Annotated in this window: 29 protein-coding genes; 21 read left to right on the top strand and 8 right to left on the bottom strand. The window is 70.2% G+C overall.

Going from position 1 to position 20,482, the window contains the following annotated elements:
- Positions 1–18 precede the first annotated feature (18 nt).
- The 3 genes from ACSHT8_RS20855 to ACSHT8_RS20845 all read left to right on the top strand — a co-directional run bounded on the left by ACSHT8_RS20855 (position 19) and on the right by ACSHT8_RS20845 (position 2,978).
- The gene (locus ACSHT8_RS20855; RefSeq protein WP_054052486.1) at positions 19–1,551 is read left to right on the top strand and encodes a uroporphyrinogen-III synthase; all 1,533 of its coding nucleotides are present in this window, start codon (positions 19–21) and stop codon (positions 1,549–1,551) included.
- Positions 1,552–1,608: 57 nt separating this feature from the next.
- On the top strand, positions 1,609–2,580 hold the full coding sequence (gene hemB / locus ACSHT8_RS20850; protein WP_436492576.1) for a porphobilinogen synthase: 972 nt from the start codon (positions 1,609–1,611) through the stop codon (positions 2,578–2,580).
- Between the two features lie 188 nt (positions 2,581–2,768).
- Entirely contained in the window at positions 2,769–2,978 is a 210-nt protein-coding gene (locus tag ACSHT8_RS20845) for a hypothetical protein (RefSeq protein WP_436492575.1), read from the top strand.
- Positions 2,979–3,041: 63 nt separating this feature from the next.
- Here ACSHT8_RS20845 and ACSHT8_RS20840 read toward each other — a convergent pair whose 3' ends face one another.
- Positions 3,042–3,362 (bottom strand): hypothetical protein, encoded by a 321-nt coding sequence (locus tag ACSHT8_RS20840; RefSeq protein ID WP_436492573.1) that lies wholly within the window; start codon positions 3,360–3,362, stop codon positions 3,042–3,044.
- Positions 3,363–3,557: 195 nt separating this feature from the next.
- Between ACSHT8_RS20840 and ACSHT8_RS20835 the strand changes: the two genes are divergently transcribed.
- From ACSHT8_RS20835 to ccsB, 11 genes are all read left to right on the top strand, one after another.
- Positions 3,558–4,061, top strand: a complete 504-nt coding sequence (locus ACSHT8_RS20835) for a hypothetical protein (protein ID WP_436492572.1) — start codon at positions 3,558–3,560, stop codon at positions 4,059–4,061.
- Positions 4,058–4,501 (top strand): hypothetical protein, encoded by a 444-nt coding sequence (locus tag ACSHT8_RS20830; RefSeq protein WP_436492570.1) that lies wholly within the window; start codon positions 4,058–4,060, stop codon positions 4,499–4,501. The genes ACSHT8_RS20835 and ACSHT8_RS20830 overlap by 4 nt, the downstream gene beginning before the upstream one ends.
- A gap of 36 nt (positions 4,502–4,537) precedes the next feature.
- Positions 4,538–5,071 (top strand): hypothetical protein, encoded by a 534-nt coding sequence (locus ACSHT8_RS20825; protein ID WP_436492569.1) that lies wholly within the window; start codon positions 4,538–4,540, stop codon positions 5,069–5,071.
- Between the two features lie 63 nt (positions 5,072–5,134).
- Positions 5,135–5,500: a hypothetical protein gene (locus ACSHT8_RS20820; protein ID WP_436492567.1), complete on the top strand. Its 366-nt coding sequence runs from the start codon at positions 5,135–5,137 to the stop codon at positions 5,498–5,500.
- A gap of 4 nt (positions 5,501–5,504) precedes the next feature.
- Positions 5,505–5,816 carry a hypothetical protein gene (locus ACSHT8_RS20815; RefSeq protein ID WP_436492565.1) on the top strand — a complete coding sequence of 104 codons (312 nt, stop codon included), beginning with the start codon at positions 5,505–5,507 and terminating at the stop codon, positions 5,814–5,816.
- A 29-nt stretch (positions 5,817–5,845) separates the two neighbouring features.
- Positions 5,846–7,168: a glutamate-1-semialdehyde 2,1-aminomutase gene (hemL, locus tag ACSHT8_RS20810; protein WP_436492564.1), complete on the top strand. Its 1,323-nt coding sequence runs from the start codon at positions 5,846–5,848 to the stop codon at positions 7,166–7,168.
- 20 nt (positions 7,169–7,188) lie between these two features.
- On the top strand, positions 7,189–7,794 hold the full coding sequence (locus ACSHT8_RS20805; protein ID WP_436502124.1) for a histidine phosphatase family protein: 606 nt from the start codon (positions 7,189–7,191) through the stop codon (positions 7,792–7,794).
- Positions 7,791–8,360, top strand: a complete 570-nt coding sequence (locus ACSHT8_RS20800; protein WP_436492563.1) for a TlpA family protein disulfide reductase — start codon at positions 7,791–7,793, stop codon at positions 8,358–8,360. Before ACSHT8_RS20805 ends, ACSHT8_RS20800 begins: the two co-directional genes overlap by 4 nt.
- 63 nt (positions 8,361–8,423) lie before the next feature.
- Positions 8,424–9,194 carry a cytochrome c biogenesis CcdA family protein gene (locus ACSHT8_RS20795; protein WP_436492561.1) on the top strand — a complete coding sequence of 257 codons (771 nt, stop codon included), beginning with the start codon at positions 8,424–8,426 and terminating at the stop codon, positions 9,192–9,194.
- A gap of 38 nt (positions 9,195–9,232) precedes the next feature.
- Positions 9,233–10,726 carry a cytochrome c biogenesis protein ResB gene (gene resB / locus ACSHT8_RS20790; protein ID WP_436502123.1) on the top strand — a complete coding sequence of 498 codons (1,494 nt, stop codon included), beginning with the start codon at positions 9,233–9,235 and terminating at the stop codon, positions 10,724–10,726.
- Positions 10,726–11,661: a c-type cytochrome biogenesis protein CcsB gene (gene ccsB, locus ACSHT8_RS20785; protein ID WP_436492559.1), complete on the top strand. Its 936-nt coding sequence runs from the start codon at positions 10,726–10,728 to the stop codon at positions 11,659–11,661. Before resB ends, ccsB begins: the two co-directional genes overlap by 1 nt.
- Positions 11,662–11,666: 5 nt before the next feature.
- Here the strand turns inward: ccsB and tnpB are convergent, their stop codons facing one another.
- A complete protein-coding gene (tnpB, locus tag ACSHT8_RS20780) occupies positions 11,667–12,869 on the bottom strand; it encodes an IS607 family element RNA-guided endonuclease TnpB (protein WP_436492558.1) in 1,203 nt (400 codons plus the stop codon).
- A gap of 18 nt (positions 12,870–12,887) precedes the next feature.
- Positions 12,888–13,037, bottom strand: a complete 150-nt coding sequence (locus tag ACSHT8_RS20775) for a helix-turn-helix domain-containing protein (RefSeq protein WP_436502122.1) — start codon at positions 13,035–13,037, stop codon at positions 12,888–12,890.
- 219 nt (positions 13,038–13,256) lie between these two features.
- Here ACSHT8_RS20775 and ACSHT8_RS20770 point away from each other — a divergent pair, with 219 nt between their 5' ends.
- Complete coding sequence (locus tag ACSHT8_RS20770) at positions 13,257–14,729, top strand: AAA family ATPase (RefSeq protein ID WP_436492557.1); 1,473 nt, start codon at positions 13,257–13,259, stop codon at positions 14,727–14,729.
- Here the strand turns inward: ACSHT8_RS20770 and ACSHT8_RS20765 are convergent.
- The 3 genes from ACSHT8_RS20765 to ACSHT8_RS20755 are packed head-to-tail and all read right to left on the bottom strand — an operon-like array spanning position 14,726 to position 16,118.
- Positions 14,726–15,115: an arsenate reductase ArsC gene (locus tag ACSHT8_RS20765; RefSeq protein ID WP_436492556.1), complete on the bottom strand. Its 390-nt coding sequence runs from the start codon at positions 15,113–15,115 to the stop codon at positions 14,726–14,728. The two genes, ACSHT8_RS20770 and ACSHT8_RS20765, sit on opposite strands and share 4 nt — an antisense overlap.
- The gene (locus ACSHT8_RS20760; RefSeq protein WP_436492555.1) at positions 15,112–15,777 is read right to left on the bottom strand and encodes an aquaporin; all 666 of its coding nucleotides are present in this window, start codon (positions 15,775–15,777) and stop codon (positions 15,112–15,114) included. The genes ACSHT8_RS20765 and ACSHT8_RS20760 overlap by 4 nt, the downstream gene beginning before the upstream one ends.
- The gene (locus ACSHT8_RS20755) at positions 15,774–16,118 is read right to left on the bottom strand and encodes an ArsR/SmtB family transcription factor (protein WP_436492553.1); all 345 of its coding nucleotides are present in this window, start codon (positions 16,116–16,118) and stop codon (positions 15,774–15,776) included. Before ACSHT8_RS20755 ends, ACSHT8_RS20760 begins: the two co-directional genes overlap by 4 nt.
- Before the next feature lie 80 nt (positions 16,119–16,198).
- Here ACSHT8_RS20755 and ACSHT8_RS20750 point away from each other — a divergent pair, with 80 nt between their 5' ends.
- A complete protein-coding gene (locus ACSHT8_RS20750; protein WP_436492551.1) occupies positions 16,199–16,639 on the top strand; it encodes an ArsI/CadI family heavy metal resistance metalloenzyme in 441 nt (146 codons plus the stop codon).
- A gap of 58 nt (positions 16,640–16,697) precedes the next feature.
- Here ACSHT8_RS20750 and ACSHT8_RS20745 read toward each other — a convergent pair whose 3' ends face one another.
- Both ACSHT8_RS20745 and ACSHT8_RS20740 read right to left on the bottom strand, forming a co-directional pair.
- Positions 16,698–16,880 (bottom strand): hypothetical protein, encoded by a 183-nt coding sequence (locus ACSHT8_RS20745; RefSeq protein ID WP_436492550.1) that lies wholly within the window; start codon positions 16,878–16,880, stop codon positions 16,698–16,700.
- Positions 16,881–16,932: 52 nt separating this feature from the next.
- Positions 16,933–17,142 carry a BldC family transcriptional regulator gene (locus ACSHT8_RS20740; RefSeq protein WP_436502121.1) on the bottom strand — a complete coding sequence of 70 codons (210 nt, stop codon included), beginning with the start codon at positions 17,140–17,142 and terminating at the stop codon, positions 16,933–16,935.
- A gap of 167 nt (positions 17,143–17,309) precedes the next feature.
- Here ACSHT8_RS20740 and ACSHT8_RS20735 point away from each other — a divergent pair, with 167 nt between their 5' ends.
- From ACSHT8_RS20735 to ACSHT8_RS20715, 5 genes are all read left to right on the top strand, one after another.
- The gene (locus ACSHT8_RS20735) at positions 17,310–17,777 is read left to right on the top strand and encodes an Lrp/AsnC family transcriptional regulator (RefSeq protein WP_436492549.1); all 468 of its coding nucleotides are present in this window, start codon (positions 17,310–17,312) and stop codon (positions 17,775–17,777) included.
- A complete protein-coding gene (locus ACSHT8_RS20730; RefSeq protein WP_436492548.1) occupies positions 17,767–18,063 on the top strand; it encodes a DUF4229 domain-containing protein in 297 nt (98 codons plus the stop codon). Before ACSHT8_RS20735 ends, ACSHT8_RS20730 begins: the two co-directional genes overlap by 11 nt.
- Positions 18,063–18,416, top strand: a complete 354-nt coding sequence (locus ACSHT8_RS20725; RefSeq protein ID WP_436492546.1) for a DUF1304 domain-containing protein — start codon at positions 18,063–18,065, stop codon at positions 18,414–18,416. The genes ACSHT8_RS20730 and ACSHT8_RS20725 overlap by 1 nt, the downstream gene beginning before the upstream one ends.
- Positions 18,413–19,507: a PLP-dependent cysteine synthase family protein gene (locus ACSHT8_RS20720; protein WP_436492545.1), complete on the top strand. Its 1,095-nt coding sequence runs from the start codon at positions 18,413–18,415 to the stop codon at positions 19,505–19,507. The genes ACSHT8_RS20725 and ACSHT8_RS20720 overlap by 4 nt, the downstream gene beginning before the upstream one ends.
- 109 nt (positions 19,508–19,616) lie before the next feature.
- Positions 19,617–19,817, top strand: a complete 201-nt coding sequence (locus ACSHT8_RS20715; RefSeq protein ID WP_436492544.1) for a hypothetical protein — start codon at positions 19,617–19,619, stop codon at positions 19,815–19,817.
- Positions 19,818–20,482: the final 665 nt, after the last annotated feature.

Below are 20,482 nucleotides of genomic sequence, written 5' to 3'. Positions count from 1 at the left end.
GATGGGAAGTGGCCTGACATGACCACCCGTGCACGAAAGTCCCCCGGCCGCGTCGCGTTCGTCGGCTCGGGACCCGGCGACGCCGGATTGCTCACCGTGCGGGCGAAAGAGCTGATCGAGCGCGCCGAGCTCGTGGTGACCGACCCGGACGTCCCGTCCGGCGTGCTGGCGTTCGCCGCCGAGGACGCCGAGGTGCGCCCGGCCGTCGGCGAGCCCGCCGACGTGGCCAAGGACCTGGTGACCGAGGCGAAAGCCGGTCGCGTCGTGGTGCGGCTCGTCGCGGGCGACCCGCTGACGCACTCCGCGGTCGTCGCCGAGGCGCAGGCCGTCGCGCGCACGACAGCGGTGTTCGACGTGGTGCCCGGCGTGTCCGCGGCCACCGCCGTCCCGGCGTACGCGGGTATCGCGCTCGGCTCGACGCACACCGAGGTCGACGTGCGCGGCGACATCGACTGGGCGGGCCTGGCGGGCGTGCCGGGGCCGATCGTGCTGCACGCGACGTCGAGCCACCTGGCCGAGGCCGCTTCCGCGCTGGTCGAGCACGGCCTGGCGCCGCAGACCCCGGTCGCGGTGACCGCCGACGGCACCGGCTCCAGCCAGCGCACCATCGACACGACGCTGGCCACGCTGGCCGCCGACGCGGGCGAGGTGTCCGGCCACCTGGTGGTGACCGTCGGCGCGGCCGTCGCGGCGCGGTCGAAGCTGTCGTGGTGGGAGTCGCGCGCGCTCTACGGGTGGCGCGTGCTGGTGCCCCGCACCAAGGACCAGGCAGGCGAGATGAGCGACCGCCTGCACATGCACGGCGCCATCCCGTCGGAGGTGCCGACGATCTCCGTGGAGCCGCCGCGCAGCCCGGCGCAGATGGAGCGCTCGGTCAAGGGCCTCGTCGACGGCCGCTACCAGTGGGTGATCTTCACCTCGACCAACGCCGTGCGCGCGGTCTGGGAGAAGTTCGCCGAGTTCGGCCTCGACGCCCGCGCGTTCTCCGGTGTGAAGATCGCCTGCGTCGGCGAGTCGACCGCGGAGAAGGTGCGCTCGTTCGGCATCAACCCCGAGCTGGTCCCGTCGGGTGAGCAGTCCAGCGAGGGCCTGCTGGCCGACTTCCCGCCGTACGACGACATCCTCGACCCGGTGGAGCGCGTGCTGCTGCCGCGCGCCGACATCGCCACCGAGACCCTCGCCGCCGGTCTGCGCGACCGCGGCTGGGAGATCGACGACGTGACGGCGTACCGCACCGTGCGGGCGGCCCCGCCGCCCGCCGACACCCGCGAGATGATCAAGACCGGCGGCTTCGACGCGGTGTGCTTCACCTCCTCGTCCACCGTGCGGAACCTGGTCGGCATCGCGGGCAAGCCGCACACCAGGACCCTGGTGGCCTGCATCGGCCCCAAGACCGCCGAGACGGCCCGCGAATTCGGCCTGCGGGTCGACGTCCAGCCGGAGAACGCCACCGTTCCCGCCCTGGTCGACGCCCTCGCCGAGCACGCGGCCAGGCTGCGTGCCGAGGGCGCGCTGCCACCCCCGCGCAAGACCAAGCGCGCGCGGCGTTAATCCTCCAGCGGGCGGTGTGCTTCGGCGCGCCGCCCGCTCTCGTTTCGGGAGTCATCGATGTTCCCCAACCACCGGCCGCGCAGACTGCGCACCACGCCCGCGATGCGGCGCCTGGTCAGTGAGACGGCCGTGCGCCCCAACCAGCTCGTGCTGCCCATGTTCGTCAAGGAGGGCGCGGTCGAGCCCATCCCGGTGGCGAGCATGCCCGGCGTCGTCCAGCACACCCGCGACTCGATGCGCAAAGCCGCCGTCGAGGCGGTGCAGGCCGGGGTCGGCGGGATCATGCTGTTCGGCATCCCCACGGTGCGCGACGCGGTCGGCTCCGGCGGCATCGACCCCAACGGCGTGCTGAACGCCGCGCTGCGCGATCTGCGCGCCGAACTCGGCGACGACACCGTGCTGATGTCGGACCTGTGCCTCGACGAGTTCACCGACCACGGCCACTGCGGCGTGCTGGACGACAGCGGGAACGTCGACAACGACGCGACTCTCGCGCTGTACGCGGAGATGGCGGTGGCGCAGGCCGACGCGGGCGCGCACCTGCTTGGCCCCAGCGGGATGATGGACGGCCAGGTCGGCCGCGTCCGCGAGGCGCTCGACGCGGCGGGTCACCTGGAGACCGGCATCCTGGCCTACTCGGCGAAGTACGCCTCGGCGTTCTACGGGCCGTTCCGGGACGCGGTGGAGTCGCAGCTGACCGGGGACCGCAAGACCTACCAGCAGGACTCCGCGAACGTGCGCGAGGCGCTGCGGGAGACCACTCTGGACTTGGCCGAGGGCGCCGACATGGTGATGGTCAAGCCCGCTCTGGCCTATCTGGACGTGATCCGCGCGGTCCGCGAGATCGCCGACGTGCCGGTGGCGGCTTACCAGGTGTCCGGTGAGTACGCGATGGTCGAGGCCGCCGCGGCGAACGGGTGGCTCGATCGGGACCGGACGATTCTGGAGACCCTGACGGCGATCCGCCGCGCGGGCGCCGACATCGTCCTCACCTACTGGGCCACCGAGGCCGCCGGGTGGCTGCGCTGACCTGCACCCGGTGCGGCTCGCCCGCGGGGGTGCTGATCGCGTTGGAGCTTCGCGGGGTGCCGCACTCGGCGCCCGGGCACAACACGGTTTACGACTACCGGACGATCCATGCCTGCGATCGCGGGCATGGACGGCTGGAGTCGTTCTCACATGACTGCTTCCATCCGCCCTGGGATGAGGAATGGGACATGTCGTGGTCCTGGGAGCTGACCGACGGGTCACTGGACATTCTGCGGTCGGGATTCGCGGACTGTCCTACGTGGATCGACCCGGCCTGCGAGTGCGCGGCGCACGTGGGTCTGCGGGACCGGTGGGGCTGGAGCGGACACAAACCCGGCGTGACCACCGTGGCGATTCAGCTGGTCGATGGGCAGCCGAAGTTCGTGGACAGCGCCTGATCCAGCGGTCCGATCCGGAATGGATGGCGGGCATCCATTCCGGATCGGACCCTGGCTGAGCGGTCAGCCGCCGAGAACGGTGAAGCCGTCGAGCACGGCGTACTGGCCGGACAGCTTCGTGACCACGATCGTGTGCGAACCCGGGCTCAGGCCCGTCTTGCTGAACACGGCCACGTTGGCACGGCGCTGGCCGTCGGCGGGCACGGTGCTGACCACCTGCTGCGGTCCGCCGTCGATGCTGACGCCGATGTCGCCCTGGTCGGTGTACTGCTCGCCGTAGACCTCGATCCCCGTGCCCGAGAAGGTCAGGTTCGCGGTGGCGCCGTTGGCCGTGGCGTAGTGCAGGTTGTCGTTGAAGTCGCCGAGGCCGCGGTTGGCCGACACGGAGTGCGAGGTGTAGGCGATGCGGGTTTCGCTGGCTTCCGAACCACAGGGAGACGAGGAGTGCTTGATACATCGGATGTTCTGTCACAAGTTACGTGTGACGCGGATCGCAGTCAACGGTTCGTCCCGAGTGCTGGACGGCAGCGTGACCGCGGTGGCCGCCGCGTCTCCCACCCGGCAGTAAGGTCGTGCCCTGTGACTACCGATGAGCCGCAGCACGAGCCCCCGGTCATGCCGACCGCCGATGAGGCCGTGGCGGCCGGGGAGGACCGCAAGGACGCCCCCACCGTCGTGCGCGTCGCGTTCTGGGTGTGGGTCGCGGCCGGGTTGGCGGGCGTCGTCGGGTCGGTCCTGTTCTTCGCCCTGCGGTCCCGGCTGATCGACGAGACCCTGAAGCAGAAGCCCGAACTCAACCGCGTTCAACTCGAACAGACGGCGACCGGGCTGTCCTGGTGGCTGCTGCTCGGGTCGATCATGTTCCTCGGCTTCTTCATCCTGCTCGCCTACAAAGCCCGCGGCGGCACCCGCAAGGCGCGCACCCTGCTGGTCACCGTGGGCGTGTTCGCCGCGCTGTTCCAGTACACGATCGGGCGGGTCGGCATTCTCGGGCTGCTCAGCGCCCTGCTGATCGTCGTGGGTCTCGGCCTGCTCTACATGCCCAAGTCGCGGGCGTTCTTCGCGTCGAACTACGAGCGATGAGCGAACCGGTCCGCTACGCCGAGCCCGGGTCGACCTGGTGGCCCGTGCTGTGGGGGCCGGTGTTCGCCGCCACCGGGGCTGTCCTCGAACTGGGTACCGGGCCGGTGCACTGGGTCGCGTGGGCCGTCGTGGCGGTCGCGCTGGCGGGGTTGACCGCTGGGTGGGTCAACGCGCGCAGGCGTGTGTGTTCGGTGGAGTTGACGGCGAAGACCCTGCGGCAGGGCACGGAGACCCTGGCGGTCGAGCGGATCGTCGGGGTGCCGGAGAAGATCCCGGACGCGGGCGCCCGCGCGCTCGGCGGCGGATGGGCCGCGCCGCGCAAGATGGACGAGGTGCCGCTCGAACTCGACGACGGGACCACGGTCCTGGCCTGGGCGCGAAACGCGCCGGCGCTGCGGGCCGCGCTCGATAGCCTGGTCGAGTCAACTCCGCCGTCTTGATGTGCGGGTCGGCCATGGCGGCATTACCGTCGACGGATGTCGACCCCCGGACCACCGAGTTACGAGAGCTATCCCAGTGGGCCGTACGAGCCGCCACGGGCCGCTCCGCACCGTCCGCCGTCCGTCGACCGCTCGTTCCAGCTGTGGCTGGCCAACGGTGTCCTCGGCGTGATCGGCTTCATCCTCACCTTCACGCTGGGCAAAGACGACTTCCGCAGTGAGGTCGTGAAGTCGCTCAACGAGAGCGGCGTCTCCTACAGCGACGGCGACGTCGACAGCGCGCTCACCCTCGGCCTCACCTTCGCGGGCCTCGTCGCCGCCGCGTTCTTCGGGCTGTACCTGCTGTTCGCGTTCAAGATGCGGGCCGGGCGCAACTGGGCGCGGGTGGTGCTGGCGGTGCTCGGCGGGCTCGCGCTGCTGCTCAACATCTTCTCCCTCGGCAGCAGCAACATGCTGGAGACGATCGTGACCGTCGTGCAGATCGCGCTGATCGGTGGCGCGGTGTACTTCATGTTCACGAAGGAGTCGGCCGAGTACTTCGACGCGGTCGGAAGGCACCCCGCCGGGTGATGTTCACCAAGTAACAACACCCGCCCCGGCGGCTACATACCTGCTGTGAGTGTCCCCTTACCTGTGCGACGGCCCTGTGCGGTCAACGGCGCCTTCGCGGGCGCGCTGACCGGGTCGGCGCTGGCCGCGCTGCTGCTCGGCGTGTCCGACCGCGACCTCGGCTACCTGGGCATCGGCGCCGCGGTGTCCGCGGTGGTGTCGCTCGGGCTGGCGTTCCCGATGCGGCTGGGCAAGGCGTGGGCTCGGGTGGCGCTGTTCGTCTCCGCGCTGGTCGGCGTGCTGTGCGCGCCCGCCGTGGCCAACTCGACGGGGACGGTGCTCACCTTGACCGTCGGTGGCGCGCTCGTGCTGGCGTGGGCCGCGGTGGTGTGCCTGCTCGCCCGCGCCGACGTCCGTGAGTACACGGTGCTGCAGAGCATGAGAAGCTGACTGAATGACCGACGTGGTGACCGAGAACACCGACCTGGCCTGGCCCGCGCGTGAGGGCTCGGTCAACCAGCCGCGTCGGGCGCTCGTGGCCGTCGCCGAGGTCGTCGCCGCAGGGTTGCTGGGGTGGCTCGCGGTGTGGCTGTGGGGTCAGGGCGTCGATGTCGTCGGGGTGGTCCGCGACCGCCCTGAGCTGGTCGTCGACCGCTTCCAGGGCCAGTGGATCGGCGCGTCCATCGCTGTGGGCGCCCTCGGCCTGATCTTGGTGCTCGACGCGCTGCGGCAGCTCGTCCTGGCGGTGCGCTCCCGCTCGCGGTGACCGCGGCGCGGTTTGGAACACTGGGGTCCGTGACTTCCGAGGTCAGCCAGGCACACGTCAGCGGTTCGGCCGCGTTGTTCGACCGGGCCAAAGCCGTCATCCCGGGCGGGGTCAACTCGCCGGTCCGCGCGTTCAACTCCGTCGGCGGCACGCCGCGGTTCATGGTGAGCGGCACGGGCCCGTACCTGTTCGACGCCGACGACAACCGCTACGTCGACCTCGTGTGCTCGTGGGGCCCGATGATCCTGGGCCACGCGCACCCGGACGTGGTCGAGGCCGTGCGCCGCACCGTCGGTGACGGGCTGTCGTTCGGCACCCCGACGGCGGGGGAGATCGACCTCGCCGAGGAGATCATCGCCAGGGTGGCCCCGGTCGAGCAGGTCCGGCTGGTCAACTCCGGCACCGAGGCCACGATGAGCGCGATCCGGCTGGCCCGCGGGTTCACCGGCCGCAGCCGGATCGTGAAGTTCGCGGGCTGCTACCACGGCCACGTCGACGCGCTGCTCGCCGAGGCGGGCTCTGGTGTCGCCACCCTGGGCCTGCCCACGACGCCGGGCGTGACCGGCGCGCAGGCCGAGGACACGATCGTGCTGCCGTACAACGACCTCGACGCCGTCCGCGCCGTCTTCGCCGAGCACGGCCAGACGATCGCCGCGGTGATCACCGAGGCGGCTGCGGGCAACATGGGCGCGATCGCCCCGGTCGAGGGCTTCAACGCCGGCCTGCGCGACATCACCCGCGAGCACGGCGCGCTGCTGATCATGGACGAGGTGATGACCGGCTTCCGCGTGTCCGCCGCGGGCTGGTTCGGCCTGGAGGGCGTGGCGGGCGACCTCTACACCTTCGGCAAGGTCATGTCCGGCGGCCTGCCCGCCGCGGCCTTCGGCGGCCGCGCCGACGTGATGGCCAAGCTCGCCCCGGCCGGTCCGGTCTACCAGGCCGGGACGCTGTCGGGGAACCCCGTCGCCGTCGCCGCGGGCCTCGCCACACTGCGTGCCGCCGACGCGTCGGTCTACGCCGCCCTCGACGCCAACGCCAAGCGGCTCGGCGCGCTGTTCACCGAGGCGCTGACCTCGGCGAGCGTGCCGCACCGGGTGCAGTTCGCGGGCAACCTGGTCAGCGTGTTCTTCACCGAGGATGAGGTCATCGACTACGCGGGCGCCAAGGCCGCGCAGACCTGGCGCTTCCCGCCGTTCTTCCACGCACTGCTCGACCACGGCGTGTACGCCCCGCCGAGCGCGTTCGAGGCGTGGTTCGTCAGCGCCGCGCTCGACGACGCCGCGTTCGCCGAGATCGAAGCCGCACTGCACCCCGCGGCCGCCGCCGCTGCCGCCGCGAAGGAGCCGTCGTGAGCAAGACGATCGTCCACCTGATGCGCCACGGCGAGGTGCACAACCCGACCGGCGTCCTCTACGGCCGCCTGCCCAACTTCCGCCTGTCGGCGGCGGGCGAACGTCAAGCCCTGACCGTCGCGGAACACCTGCGGGACAACGACATCGTGCACGTCGTCGCGTCGCCGATGGAGCGTGCCCAGCAGACCGCGACGCCGATCGCGGCGAGCCACCGCCTCGAACTGGCCACGGACGACCGGCTCATCGAGGCGGCCAACGTCTTCGAGGGCAAGAAGGTCTCGGTCGGCGACGGCGCGCTCAAGTCTCCGGCCAACTGGCCGTACCTGCGCAACCCGTTCACCCCGTCCTGGGGCGAGCCGTACCTGGAGATCGCCCACCGGATGCTGGCCGCGGTCCACCGCGCCCGCGCGGCCGCCGAGGGCCACGAGGCGGTGTGCGTGTCGCACCAGCTGCCGGTGTGGACGATCCGGCGGTACCTGGAGGGCAAGCGCCTCTGGCACAACCCGGCCTACCGCCAGTGCTCGCTCGCGTCGCTGACCAGCCTGGTCTTCGAGGACGAGGAACTGGTGGGCATCCGCTATTCCGAGCCCGCCGGGACCAGCGACCCGAAGGCAACCGGCGCATGAGGTCGCTGCTGTTCGGGGTCGTCCTGCTGCTGGCCGCCGGCTGCTCGACCGGCAAGGACGCGGTCGCCTCCGGCACCGAGTTCGTGTTCGTCTCCCCCGACGGCAAGACCGAGATCGAGTACGCCGCGGCCGACCGCAAGGTGCTGCCCGAGGTGTCGGGTCCGGACCTGGCCGACGAGACGAAGACCCTGAGGCTGTCGGACTACCGGGGCAAGATCGTCGTGCTGAACGTGTGGGGCCAGTGGTGCGGTCCCTGCCGCACCGAGGCGCCTGAGCTGCAGAAACTCCAGGACTCGTACGGCTCGCGCGGCGTGCAGGTGCTCGGGATCGACGTGCGCGAGGTCAGCCCGGCCGAGCCGCGCGACTTCATGAAGGACCGCAACCTCACCTACCCGTCGATCTACGACCCGGCGGGCCGCAGCCTGCTGCCGCTGAAGGGCTACCCGCGCGCCGTCGTCCCGGCGACCTTCGTGATCGACAAACAGGGCCGCGTGGCGGCGGCGTACATGCGCGACCTGTTGGCCGCGGACCTGGAGCCGGTGCTCGACCGACTGCTCGAGGAGTGAGCCGGATCGCTCGGCCCGAGCCCGGTCGCACGGGACCAAAGTCCCACTCAATACCCTGATCGGGTGGACCCCACCCAGCTCGCCACGTCCGGCCCGCTCCTGCTGGCCGCCGGTGTCGCGCTGCTCGCCGGGATGATCTCGTTCGCCTCCCCCTGTGTGGTTCCACTGGTCCCCGGCTATCTCGCCTACCTGGCCGCCCTCGTCGGCGCCGAGGCGCCCGCCGTGTCCACCGACGAGGGGCGCAAGGAAGGCCGCTTCCGCGTCCTCGGTGCCGTCGCCCTCTTCGTTCTCGGGTTCACCGTCGTCTTCGCGGCCGGGATCGGCAGCCTGGTCTGGCTCGCCGACGGCCTGTGGGCCAATCAGCAGGCCATCCAGCGGGTCGGCGGGGTCGTCACGATCGCGATGGCGCTGGTGTTCATCGGGCTCGTCCCGGCCATGCAGAAGGACCTCCGCTCGCACAAGGTGCCGCGGATGGGCCTGGCCGGCGCGCCGATCCTCGGTGGCATCTTCGGGCTCGGTTGGACGCCGTGTCTCGGTCCGACGCTCGCCGCTGTGCTCTCGATGGCCGCGTCCACCGGGGGCAGCGCCGCCCGCGGCTACCTGCTCGTCCTCGTCTACTGCCTCGGCCTCGGCGTCCCGTTCCTGCTCATCGCGGTGGGGGTGCGGTGGGCGGTCAAGGCGTCGGCCTGGCTGCGCAAGCACGGCCGTGCCATCCAGCTCGTCGGCGGCGGGCTGCTGCTCGTCGTCGGGATCATGCTGGTCACCGGGCTGTGGGCGGACGTGGTGGGGTGGCTGCGTGACTCGGTGATCACGGATGTGAAGCTGCCGCTGTGATCGCTTTCCTGCGCAACACCTGGCGTGGCCTGACCTCGATGCGGACAGCGCTGATCCTGCTGTTCCTGCTCGCCCTCGCCGCGATGCCCGGCGCGCTGCTGCCGCAGCGGTCGCTCAACCCGCCGAACGTCAGGGACTACATCGCCAGTCACGGCTGGTGGGGCACGTTCCTCGACCGGCTCCAGTTCTTCGACGTCTACGGCAGCGTCTGGTTCTCCGCGATCTACCTGATGCTGTTCATCTCGCTGGTCGGCTGCCTGCTGCCGCGCACCTTCGAGTACGCCAAGGCCCTGCGCGCCCAGCCCGTGCTCACCCCGCGCAACCTCGGCCGGCTGCCGCACCACGAGACCGCGACCCTCGACGGCGCGCCCGCCGACGTGATCGCGAAGGCCCGCGAGCGGCTGCGCGGCTGGCGGCTGGTCGAGCGGGAGGAAGCCGACGGCGCCCGCAGCGTCAGCGCCGAGCGCGGCTACCTGCGCGAGACCGGCAACCTGGTCTTCCACTTCGCGATGCTCGGCCTGATCGTGGCCCTCGCCCTGGGCAAGATGTTCAACTACGAGGGCCAGGTCATCGTCAAGGCCGACGGGTCGGAGTTCTGCAACTCCGGCACCCTCAACTTCGACTCGTTCCGCCCCGGCCTGCGCGTCGACGGCACCGACCTGAGCCCGTTCTGCGTCAGGGTCAACGAGTTCGACGCCGACTACCTGCCCACCGGTCAGGCCGACATGTTCACCGCCAAGATCGACTACCAGGCGGGCGACGACCTCACCTCGAACACCTGGCGGCCCTACGACCTGCAGGTCAACTCGCCGCTGCGCACCGCGGGCGACCGCGTCTACCTGCTCGGCCACGGCTACGCGCCGACGTTCACCATCAAGTGGCCCGGCGGCGAGGAACGCGAGCAGACCATCCAATGGCGCCCGGTCGACAACCTGACGCTGCTGTCCGAGGGCGCCACCAAGTTCGACCCGCCCGGCGTGACCGACGCCGAGGAGCGCCGCAAGCGCCAGCTCGTCGTCACCGGCCTGCTCGCGCCGACCGCGCTGCTCCACGGCAGCCTGCTGACCTCCAGCTTCCCCGACCTGCGCGACCCCGCCGTCGCCGTCGACGTGCTGCGCGGGGACTCCGGCCTGGACACCGGCCGCGGCCAGTCGATCTTCGAGGTCGACCAGTCGATGATCGACGCGGGCAGGCTGACCAAGGTCGCCAGGCAGAACCTCAAGCCAGGCGAGGCCATCACCCTCGACGACGGCACCCAGGTCCGCTTCGACGGCGTCGAGCGCTGGGTGTCGCTGCAGGTGTCGCACGACCCGACCCAGGTGTGGGTGCTGGTCAGCGCCGTGTTCATGATCCTCGGACTCGGGGCGTCGCTGACCGTCAAGCGGCGCAGGCTGTGGGTGCGTGCGGTCCCTCAGGATGAGGGTCGTACCGTGGTCGAGGTCGGCGGCCTTGCCCGTACCGACCAGGCGGGATACGGCGAGGAGTTCCGCGTCGTCGCCGCCGAGCTGCTCAGTCCCAGGAGGGGTACCTGATGCCGGTCAACGAGACGCTGTCGACCTACAGCGACTGGACCTACAGCGCCGCCGCGCTCATCTACGTCTTCGCGATGATCTGCTACGCCGTCGAGCAGGCGTTCAACCGCGCGGCGAAGAAGTCCGAGGCGCTGGTCGGCGCGGGCGGCCCGGCGCTCGGCCTGATCGAGCAGGCCCCGAACCGCGACCGGCCGGAGCGCTTCGGCCGCATCGCCGTCGCGCTGACTGTGCTCGGCGCCCTGCTGCACCTGTCGTCCCTGGTCCTGCGCGGCCTGGCGACCCACCGTGCGCCCTGGGGCAACATGTACGAGTACGGCATGGCCGTCACGCTCGTCGCGGTGACCGCGTGGATCGTGCTGATGGGCAAGTTCGACGTCCGCAGGCTCGGCGTGTTCGTGCTCACCCCGATCGTCATCCTGATGTTCCTCGGCGGCACGGTCCTCTACACCGACGCCGCCCCGGTCCAGCCCGCGCTGCAGTCGTACTGGCTGATCGTGCACGTCTCGGCCGCCATCATCTCCAGCGGCCTGTTCCTCGTCCCCGGCGTCGTCAGCGTGCTGTACCTGATGCGCTCGCGCTTCGACGCGAACCCGGCGAAGTTCGCCAGGCTCGGCCCGAAGCTGCCCGACGCCGACACCCTCGACCGGCTCGCCTACCGCACCACGATCTTCGCCTTCCCGATCTACACCTTCGGCATCATCTGCGGGGCGATCTGGGCCGAGGCGGCGTGGGGCCGGTTCTGGGGCTGGGACCCGAAGGAGACCGTCGCCTTCGTCGCCTGGGTCGTCTACGCGGGCTATCTGCACTCGCGCGCGACCGCGGGCTGGCGGGGCACGCGGGCCGCGGTCATCAACACGGTGGGCTTCGCGATGATCGTGTTCAACCTGTTCTTCATCAACCTGGTGATCGCGGGCCTGCACTCGTACGCGAAGTAGGCCGTTCACGACACTTGCTCGTGTGTGTCGTGAGCCGTCGCCTTGCGGTGCGGCGTTGACCTCGTGGGTCTTCCCGTGGCGGTACCCGTTGCCCGCGTGGTGCGGGTCTTATGTGGGTTTCCAGCGGGCTCGTTTTGTGTCGCCCCGCAACTCGGGGAGGACATGCCTGCGACCGCGTCCACGAGTTGGGCGAGGTTGCGGGCGGCGTTGAGATCGCGGTCCAGTGAGAGTCCGCACTGGTCGCAGTGGTACGTCCGTTCGGCCAGGCGCAGTTTGGCTTTCACCGCGCCGCAGTCCGAGCAGGTCCTCGATGACGGGTACCAGCGGTCGGCCAGGTGCACGCGGCCACCGGCCCATGCGGCCTTGTAGGTGATCTGGCGGCGTAGCTCGCCCATGCCGACCCCGGCGATGTGCCGGGCCAGGCGCCGGTTCCGCAGCATCCCGGCCACGTTGAGGTCTTCGAGCACGATCGTTCCGTGGGTGCGGACGAGGCGGGTGGACAGCTTGTGGAGCCCGTCGCGGCGGGCGTTGGCGACGGCCGTGTGCAGGTGGGCGATCCGGGCGTAGGTCTTGCGCCACCGCGCGGAGGGGGTTTGCCGGGTGCGCCGGTCCGGGCCGACCCGTCGAGCGGCCTGCCGTTGCAACCTGCGCAGGCTGGCCAGCGCCGCGTCGAGGTGCCTCGGATTGGGGATCACCTCGCCGGTCGAGAGCACCGCCAAGCACTTGATCCCGAGATCTACGCCCACGACGGAGTCCGGTCGGGCAGCGGCCGGGTCTTGGCGGTCGATCTCCACGGAGAACGCGCAGAACCACCGCCCTCCTTGACGGGTGATCGTGGCTGAGCGGATCCGGGCTGTGCCGCGCTTGACGTGCCGGGCGAGTTTCCTGGTCGACTCGTGGGTGCGGATGACGCCGATGCGGGGCAGCTTCACGTGCCTGCGGTCACCGTCGACGAGTCCGAAGCTGCCGGTGGTGAATCGGCAGGACAGCCCGGCGCGTTTGCCCTTGAACTGGGGGAACCGGACCTTCGGGCCTGCGCGGGTGCCGGTCTTCGAGGTGTGCCAGTTGCCCAGCGCCGTGGCCAGGTTCGCCAGGCCGGAGGAGTAGGCCTCCTTCGAGTTCTCCGTCCACCACGGCGCGGCCTCGTCCTTGGCCTGGTTCCACAGTTTCCGCAGGCTGTAGGCAGACCACGGCACCGACGGAGTCAACTCGGTGTCGGTGATCCCTTAGGACCTCTCGGCCCGACGCTGATCCAGATTGGCTCTGATCAACGCCAGGCCCCAGTTGAAGGCGTGACGCTGCCCACCACAGTGCGACCGCATCCCCGACTCCTGCGCTGGAGTGGGGTCGAGGGCGAACCGGTAGGCCTGCAACATCATGGTCATCAGATCGGACCGTACCGACGACTACCGACAAGAATGCCCACACACCTGGATCTCGACTGGATGCCATGAGTCTTCAACAGCGCACATTTCAGACTCGTGGGGACATGACGCCTTGAGGCGTTCGCAACCCCTCACCTGCGGTTGCTCGTGCGAAGTAAGTTACGGTCGACTCTGAGGGAATCACTGTCGGGTGCAGGAGGAGTCGCACGGGTGACTGGACGCCGAGAAGAGTCAGACCTGGCCTGGCGGCCACCCGCCGAGGGCGCCGACGCGGACTTCGGCCCATCCCCCGAGCAAGACGTGTCCCACCTGGAAGAGGACGCGGCCACGGACTCGACCCAGCACCCCGACCCGGCCTCGTCCGGCCCGCATCCGGGCCAGGCGACCGTGCCCGGCGTGACCCCGGCGGTCAACCCGGGTGAGTCGGGGCCGCACGCGGTGAACCCGAGCCAGTCCGGCCCGCACCCGGTCAACCCGAACCAGTCGGGGCCGCACGCGGTCAATCCGAACCAGTCCGGCCCGCACGCCGTGAACCCGAGCCAGTCGGGTCCGTTCGCGGTCAATCCGAACCAGTCGGGTCCGTTCGCGGTCAACCCGAACCGGTCGGGTCCCTACTCGGTGAACCCCGGCCAGTCGGGTCCCCACGCGGTGAACCCCGGCCAGTCCGGACCGCACGCGGTGAGTCCAGGTCAGCAGCCTGGCCAGTACCCGCAGCCGGGCTACGGCCAGCAGTACGGCCACCAGCAGCAGCGCCCGCAGGCCGCCGAGCAGCCGCACGACCTGTCGTCAGCGCGTCTGCTCAAGCAGGCCAAGCGCGCTCCGCAGTCCGGCTGGCGCAAGGCCGTCTACGTCGCCACCGGCCACCTCGTCAACGTCGGCGAGAGCCCGGCCGACGTGCGCAGGCGCGAGCTGATCGCGCGGGTCAACCAGCCGCTGCGCGGCTGCTACAAGATCGCCATGCTCAGCCTGAAGGGCGGCGTCGGCAAGACCACGACGACCACGACCCTCGGCAGCACCTTCTCGTCGCTGCGCGGCGACCGGGTGATCGCGGTCGACGCGAACCCCGACCGCGGCACCCTCAGCCAGAAGATCCCGCTGGAGACCACGGCCACCGTCCGCCACCTGCTGCGCGACGCCGACCGCATCCGCCGCTACAGCGACATCCGCGCCTACACCTCGCAGGGCCCGTCGCGCCTGGAGGTGCTGGCCAGCGAGCAGGACCCGGCGGTGTCGGAGGCGTTCAGCGAAGCCGACTACCGGCGCACGGTCGCGCTGCTGGAGCACTTCTACAACATCGTGCTCACCGACTGCGGCACCGGCCTGATGCACTCGGCGATGAAGGGTGTCCTCGACATCGCCGACTCGCTGGTCATCGTCTCGTCGGGTTCGGTCGACGGCGCCCGCAGCGCGTCGGCCACGCTCGACTGGCTCGACGCCCACGGCTACCGCGACCTGGTGTCCCGCTCGGTGGCGGTGATCAACTCGGTGCGGCCCAAGTCCGGCTCGGTCGACCTCGACAAGCTGGCCGCCCACTTCGGCTCCCGCTGCCGCGCGGTGTGCCGGATCCCGTTCGACCCGCACCTGGAGGAAGGTGCGGAGATCGAACTGGACCGTCTCGCCCCGGAGACCCGGGTCGCCCTGCTGGACCTGGCCGCGACCGTCGCCGACGACTTCCCGCGCTAGGCCAGTTCGTCGATCAGGCCCTTGACCCGCCGCTCGATCTCGTCCCGGATCGGGCGGACGGCCTCAAGGCCCTGACCGGCGGGGTCGTCGAGCGCCCAGTCCAGGTAGCGCTTGCCGGGGAACACCGGGCACGTGTCGCCGCAGCCCATGGTGATCACCACGTCCGAGGACTCGACGGCGGCCGTCGTCAGCACCTTCGGGATCTCGGCGGCGATGTCGATGCCGACCTCGGCCATCGCCGCGATCGCCGCCGGGTTCACCTGGTCGGCGGGCTGCGAGCCCGCCGAGCGGACCTCGACCCTGTCCCCGGCCAGGTGGGTCAGGAACGCGGCGGCCATCTGGGAGCGCCCAGCGTTGTGGACACATACGAACAGCACCGAGGTCACGCGACACTCCTGACGGGTTGGGGAACGAGGAACTTCACGACGCCGACCCCGATGGCCGCGCCGACGAGCTGGGCGATGACGAATCCCGGCACCGACGACGGCGCGATGCCAGCGAAGGTGTCGGAGAAGATCCGGCCGATCGTCACGGCCGGGTTGGCGAACGAAGTGGACGACGTGAACCAGTACGCCGCCCCGATGTAGGCGCCGACCGCCGCCGGGGCCAGCGCGCCGCGGCCGGTGCGGACGAGCATGAAGATCAGCAGCACCAGCCCCGCGGTCGCGGTGACCTCCCCGATCCACAGTGGAGTGTCGGACCGGACGTGCTGGGAGATGCTCACCGCCGGGAGCCCGAACATCGCGTTGGCCAGGACCGCGCCCGCGACGCCGCCGCCGATCTGGGCGGCGCTGTAGATCGCCACCTCGACCGGCCGCAGCCCCTTGAACACCCAGTCGGCGATCGACACGACCGGGTTGAAGTGGGCGCCCGAGATCGGCCCGAAGATCAGGATGAGCACGGCAAGGCCGAACACCGTGGCCACCGAGTTGGCGAGGAGCTGAAGCCCGACATCCGACGTCAGGCGGGTCGCCTGGATGCCGGAGCCGATCACGATCGCGACCAGCAGCGCCGTGCCCAGCGCCTCCGCCGCGGCACGACGGATCACGCGGTCGCTCCCGACAGCAGCTGGGACAGCAGGGCGAGGCGTTCGGGCACGACCCGGTAGTAGACCCAGGTGCCGCGCCGATCGCCGTCGATCAGGCCCGCCTCGCGCAGCTTCTTGAGGTGGTGGGAGATGGTCGGCCCGGTGACGTCGAACGCTCCGGTCAGGTCGCAGACGCAGACCTCGCCGCCCGACCCCGAGGCGATCATCGACAGCAGCCGCAGCCGGACCGGGTCGCCGAGTGCCTTGAACACCCCGGCCAGGTCGGCGGCCTGCGCCTCACCGAGCGGTTCGCGCACGAGCGGGGTGCAGCATCCCGACTCGAGCAGCGGAAGATTAGACATGTATCTATCTTGACAGGTGTCGAACCAAGGGTGCAAGGTGGCTCTTGTCTAGATGTTCGTCTAAACAAGGAGATGTCATCGTGTCCCGTGTCCAGCTGGCTCTGCGCGTGTCCGACCTGAACGCCTCGATCGCGTTCTACTCGAAGCTGTTCGGCGCCGAGCCCGCCAAGCTCCGTCCCGGCTACGCGAACTTCGCCATAGCCGAGCCCCCGCTCAAGCTGGTGCTGATCGAGGGCAAGCCAGACGAGCCGACCGTGCTCGACCACCTGGGCGTCGAGGTCGAGGCCACCGACCAGGTCACCGCCGCCGCGACCCGCCTGTCCGAAGCGGGCCTGGCCACCTTCGAGGAGAACGACACGACCTGCTGTTACGCGGTGCAGGACAAGGTCTGGGTGCACGGCCCGGGCGCGGAACCGTGGGAGGTCTATGTCGTCAAGTCCGACGCCGACACCCTGGCCAAGCAGCCGGAAAGCGCCTGCTGCGCCCCCGCGGGCGAAACCGTCGGCGCGGGCTGCTGCTGATCGGGTGGGTGATGGCCGCCTGCGGTGACTTTCGTCGCAGGCGGCGCGGTTCCGCGGGTCAGGCGGGGGGCTCGTCGTCCGGGCGGGGCTTCTTCTGGTCGAGTTTGCGCAGGAAGTCGGGGTCGTCGTCCGGGGCGAGGGTCGTGCGGCGGGACGGCACCTCGGCCGCCTGCGGCCCGAACGCGCGCCAGAGGAGGACCGCGATGGTGAGAGCGCCGACCACGGCGAGTAGATAGATCATCGAGGCACCTCCGGCTAACTACTGAGATGTTCGAGGTTAGCCGGTTTGTCCGTTACATGGGTGCCGACTGCTCGCTGGCCTCCGTGGTCAGCTCCGCCAGCAGCGCCTTTACCTCCGACTCGCGGAAGCGGCGGTGGCCGCCGGGGGTGCGGATGGAGCCGATGCGGCCCGCGGTGGCCCAGCGGGTGACGGTCTTCGGGTCGACCCGGAACAGGGCCGCGACTTCCCCTGGGGTCAGCAGGCGCTCCCCGACGTGGCCCATGGTCACCTTTGCCGCCTTCCTGCCCGAAACGCCGAAATCCGTGTGAAACCGGGATCATCGTGGCATCTCGCCCGCCGGGTACTCGAACGGTTGGGTGATGGTAAAGAGGTAGTAAGGGACAAAACGGCCGGTTCGGACACGCGCCACCGGCGTCGTACGCTTTCGCCGTGGACACCGTGGATCGTCGAATTATCGCCGCCTTGCGCACCAACGGCAGAGTCACCTACGCCGATTTAGGCAGGCAGGTGGGGTTGTCGGCGTCCGCGGTGCACGAGCGCGTCGGCAAGCTGGAGACCGCCGGGGTGATCACCGGCTACCACGCCGTGGTCGACCCGCGGGCCGTCGGCCTCGGCGTCACGGCCCTGGTGTCGATCCACCCGACCGACACCGCCGACGACGAGGACGTCGCCGACGCGCTGGCCGAGCTGCACGAGGTGGAGTCCTGCTACCGGGTCGCCGGGGACGAGTCGTTCGTCGTGAAGGTGCGGGTGGCCACGGTCGACGACCTGGAGCGCGCGCTCAGCAGGCTGCGCCGGATCAAGGGCGTGGCCCGCACCCGCTCGACCGTGGTGCTGTCGACCCGGTTCGAGGGCAGGCCCAACACCGTCGACGAGGAGCGCGGGCATGCCGAGTAACGTCCGGGACGTGCAGGAAGAACCCAAGCACCTCGGTCGCGACATCGCGCTGTACTCCCTCGCGAGGGTGGGCATCGTCGCCGCCGTCGCGGGCGCGTTGAGCCTGTTCGACATCCCGCTGCTGGTGGCGCTGGCCATCGGCATCGTCGTCGGGTTCCCGCTGGGCATGCTGCTCTTCCGCGGCCTCAACGAGCGGGTGACCTCCGGCCTCGCCGAGCGCTACGCCGCGCGCGACCGGCTGCGCGCCGAGCTGCGCGGCGACCCCGATCCGGACGAGGAGAAGTAGTGGGCGTCGTCGCGTCGGTGCTGGTCGGGCTGGTCGCCCTGATCCACGTCTACATCCTCGTGCTGGAGATGTTCCTCTGGAACACCCCGCGCGGGCGGGCCGCGTTCGGCACGACCAAGGAGTTCGCCGCCGAGTCGGCGACCCTGGCGGCCAACCAGGGCCTCTACAACGGCTTCCTCGCCGCCGGGCTGGTCTACGGCCTGGTCGCCGACGACTTCGCGTTCAAGGTGTTCTTCCTGGTCTGCGTGATCGTCGCCGGTCTCTACGGCGCCGCGACGGTGTCCAAGCGCATCCTGTTCGTCCAGTCCGTCCCGGCCGCGCTCGCGCTGCTGTTCGTCCTGCTCGCGCGATGACCGCGATCGACCGCTGCAGCGCGAAGACCCGGGCCTGGGTGTGCCAGGCCATCCGGATCATCGAAGCCGACGCGAACCGCAGCGCCGACACCCACCTGCTGCCCTTCCCGCTGCCGACGGAGTGGAACGTCCAGCTCTACCTGAAGGACGAGTCCACCCACCCGACCGGCTCGCTGAAGCACCGGCTCGCCCGGTCGCTGTTCCTCTACGCGCTGTGCAATGGCTGGATCGTCGACGGCACCCCCGTCATCGAGGCGTCCAGTGGCTCGACCGCGGTGTCCGAGGCGTACTTCGCGCGCATGCTGGGCCTGCCGTTCATCGCCGTCATGCCGCGCACGACCAGCCCGGAGAAGGTCGAGCTGATCGAGCGCCAGGGCGGGCGCTGCCACTTCGTCGACGAGCCCGGCGAGATCTACGCCGAGTCGCGCAAGCTGGCCGACGAGCTGGGCGGCCACTACATCGACCAGTTCACCCACGCCGAGCGCGCCACCGACTGGCGCGGCAACAACAACATCGCCGAGTCGATCTTCGAGCAGATGGCCAAGGAGCCGCACCCCGAGCCAGCGTGGGTCGTGGTGGGCGCCGGGACCGGCGGCACCAGCGCCACCATCGGCCGCTTCATCCGCTACCGCGCGCTCGACACCCGTCTGGCCGTGGTCGACCCGGAGCACTCGGTGTTCTTCGACGCGTGGCGGGACTCCGAGCCCGACCTGACCGGCAGCCGCGGCTCGCGGATCGAGGGGATCGGCAGGCCGCGCGTCGAGCCGTCGTTCCTCGGCACCGTGATCGACCGGATGATCAAGGTGCCGGACGCCGCGTCGATCGCCGCGGTCCGGATGGTGGAGCGGATCACGGGCCGCCGCGTGGGCGGCTCGACCGGGACCAACCTGTGGGGCGCGCTGCAGCTGGTGGGCGAGCTGCGGGCGGCCGGGGAGGCGGGCAGTGTTGTGACGCTGCTGTGCGACGGCGGCGAGCGCTACACCCACACCTACTTCGACGACGCGTGGCTGGCCGCGCAGGGTCTGGACATCGAGCCCCACCTAGCGGTGCTGGACAGGTTCTTCGCGACCGGACTGTGGCCCCCCGCATAGTCCTTTTCGGATTCTTTTGGATTCGCGCAGGGAAACCATTCACCGTATATCGGAACCGTTGGTGGATTGGCGCCGTCACTGGTGGCGGACACGAAATCGGAGGGTCGGCATGAACGATCTTTGGAAGAGTGAACGGCTGCTCGCGGCCGAGGCTCGACTGGACGCCGCGAGTGCCGCCCTCGACGCCAGACTCGCCGAGGCCGAGGCGAAGCTCGCCGAGCGCGCGAAGCCCGAGCCAGAAACCCGGCGGCGCCGCGGCGGAGACGACGACGGCGAGGCGCCGGTCGTCCTCCGCGAAGACGCGTGGTGATTCCTTCCTGAAGGCCGCGGCCACCGGGGTGGGCCCGGCCGGTCGGCGTGGTCCGGATGGTCGCCTGCGTGTGGAGCCGGTCACCTGCGAGGGTGAGCGGCCACTGTCGCTCTCGTCACTGTCCGGGCGCCCGGGTATTTCGGTGAAAGCGGAACTACCGAGAAATTCCAGGTGGCCCGCACCCTGCGACTGCGCAAGCAGGGAGACGCTATTTGCGAGAACTTTGCGGGCCGGTAATCCGCTTGGGCTATTCGGAGTAATCTTGTAGTGATCTACGCGACAATTGCTTTCAGTGACTACCGGTCTAGTCCACTGCGCCGATCGGGTGAAGTCCCGATCCCACTATCTGGGGGTGGTCGCCGGTCCCGTTAGGGTCTGGCGCGCAGGGTTGTGCCAGGTCAGGTGAAGGGCGAGGGTCATGTCGGGGTTCGGCGACGCGGGGTGTGCCGTCACGGCACTCCGGGGGAGCGCTCAGTCGAACGTGGCATGGACTCGGTCGTCATCCCGCGGGGAGGGGAGTCCCCTGTGTCCTGGGAATGGGCGGTTCGGCGGCGATCGAAGTCGACGAAGAACCAATGTCCACATATTAGCTGAGTGATATCCGGCAACACTCGCCGGAATTCTCAGAAAAGCAACACCGTTCTCCCATCCTCGGCCCCCCAGGA

The organism is Actinokineospora sp. HUAS TT18 (assembly GCF_051364635.1).
In the GTDB taxonomy this organism is placed as follows: domain Bacteria; phylum Actinomycetota; class Actinomycetes; order Mycobacteriales; family Pseudonocardiaceae; genus Actinokineospora.
This window is presented reverse-complemented; position numbering and strand designations above follow the sequence as displayed.

Coding starts and splice junctions, on each gene's coding strand:
- ACSHT8_RS20730 (WP_436492548.1), top strand. CDS start 17,767: ATGCCGAGTAACGTCCGGGACGTGCAGGAAGAACCCAAGCACCTCGGT.
- ACSHT8_RS20825 (WP_436492569.1), top strand. CDS start 4,538: ATGTCGACCCCCGGACCACCGAGTTACGAGAGCTATCCCAGTGGGCCG.
- ACSHT8_RS20755 (WP_436492553.1), bottom strand. CDS start 16,118: ATGTCTAATCTTCCGCTGCTCGAGTCGGGATGCTGCACCCCGCTCGTG.
- ACSHT8_RS20830 (WP_436492570.1), top strand. CDS start 4,058: ATGAGCGAACCGGTCCGCTACGCCGAGCCCGGGTCGACCTGGTGGCCC.
- ccsB (WP_436492559.1), top strand. CDS start 10,726: ATGCCGGTCAACGAGACGCTGTCGACCTACAGCGACTGGACCTACAGC.
- ACSHT8_RS20715 (WP_436492544.1), top strand. CDS start 19,617: ATGAACGATCTTTGGAAGAGTGAACGGCTGCTCGCGGCCGAGGCTCGA.
- ACSHT8_RS20845 (WP_436492575.1), top strand. CDS start 2,769: ATGTCGTGGTCCTGGGAGCTGACCGACGGGTCACTGGACATTCTGCGG.
- ACSHT8_RS20800 (WP_436492563.1), top strand. CDS start 7,791: ATGAGGTCGCTGCTGTTCGGGGTCGTCCTGCTGCTGGCCGCCGGCTGC.
- ACSHT8_RS20855 (WP_054052486.1), top strand. CDS start 19: ATGACCACCCGTGCACGAAAGTCCCCCGGCCGCGTCGCGTTCGTCGGC.
- resB (WP_436502123.1), top strand. CDS start 9,233: ATGCGGACAGCGCTGATCCTGCTGTTCCTGCTCGCCCTCGCCGCGATG.
- ACSHT8_RS20745 (WP_436492550.1), bottom strand. CDS start 16,880: ATGATCTATCTACTCGCCGTGGTCGGCGCTCTCACCATCGCGGTCCTC.
- ACSHT8_RS20740 (WP_436502121.1), bottom strand. CDS start 17,142: ATGGGCCACGTCGGGGAGCGCCTGCTGACCCCAGGGGAAGTCGCGGCC.
- hemB (WP_436492576.1), top strand. CDS start 1,609: ATGTTCCCCAACCACCGGCCGCGCAGACTGCGCACCACGCCCGCGATG.
- ACSHT8_RS20805 (WP_436502124.1), top strand. CDS start 7,189: ATGCGCCACGGCGAGGTGCACAACCCGACCGGCGTCCTCTACGGCCGC.
- ACSHT8_RS20720 (WP_436492545.1), top strand. CDS start 18,413: ATGACCGCGATCGACCGCTGCAGCGCGAAGACCCGGGCCTGGGTGTGC.
- ACSHT8_RS20775 (WP_436502122.1), bottom strand. CDS start 13,037: ATGTTGCAGGCCTACCGGTTCGCCCTCGACCCCACTCCAGCGCAGGAG.
- ACSHT8_RS20815 (WP_436492565.1), top strand. CDS start 5,505: ATGACCGACGTGGTGACCGAGAACACCGACCTGGCCTGGCCCGCGCGT.